We start from the raw sequence: 814 nt of genomic DNA on the forward strand, positions 1-814 counted from the left end.
GGCATCACGGTCGAAGGTTATGGGTTGGTCGTGGCTGCCTTGAACCGGCCGTGGCGAGGTGGGATCTGACGGACCCATTTCGGTTACTTGCCGACCTCGCCGCCTGCACCGCCGCGCATGGTGTCAGGAACGCTCATTTGATGACGGCACCTCAACTCGGTGGTCGGGTCTCGGCGGTCGGCACTGCGTATCGTGAGGCTGCCTACATCGGCGGAGGAGCGCCATGGCCATCGTCAGAACCGTCGAGTGGAAAGGTCATGCCGAGCACCGCATACATCGAGATCGGTGAGCTTGGTGGCAACGAAGTCGCGTGACCACTGTGATGTTTGCACCCGAAACACCGGTGATGCATCGGTGAGCAGTGTGGTGATCAGCGCGGCAACTTCGGAAGCGGGTTGGGCGGCGTTGCCGAACTATTTGATCGTGCGGTCGAGGTACCTGCCGAGTACGTCGGCGTACGGGCCGGCTGCAGCAATCATGACGTCTGGGTCGAGACTGGCGTTGCTGACGAACTCACTGTCTACAGCCCCGGGCTCGACGACACTGACCCGCGTCCAGGTAAGGACGCCGGTCCGCAGCGATGTGCACGCCAGCGCCACCCCCGTGGTGGCGTCCAACAGGCCGGCACGCCGGAGCACCCGTTCGATTCGCCGCCGGCTGGTGACCACAACACATCCTCACTCGGACTGGGGACCTGACCCCGAGTAGTGGACACGCTCAATCCCTGCTTCGGTGGGGTGGAAGCGAGATGATCCACTCATGGCGAGGAAGAACTACTCCGAGGAGTTTCGCCGCGACGCTGTCGAGTTGTATC

1 protein-coding gene is annotated in these 814 nt (G+C 62.9%); it reads right to left on the minus strand.

Annotated features, from left to right (window positions below):
* Nucleotides 1-413: 413 nt before the first annotated feature.
* On the minus strand, nt 414-668 hold the full coding sequence (locus tag RM423_RS24970) for a hypothetical protein (protein ID WP_311425734.1): 255 nt from the start codon (nt 666-668) through the stop codon (nt 414-416).
* Nucleotides 669-814: the final 146 nt, after the last annotated feature.

Origin of the sequence: Jatrophihabitans lederbergiae, assembly GCF_031845305.1 — a bacterium.
Classification (GTDB): Bacteria; Actinomycetota; Actinomycetes; order Mycobacteriales; family Jatrophihabitantaceae; genus Jatrophihabitans_A; species Jatrophihabitans_A lederbergiae.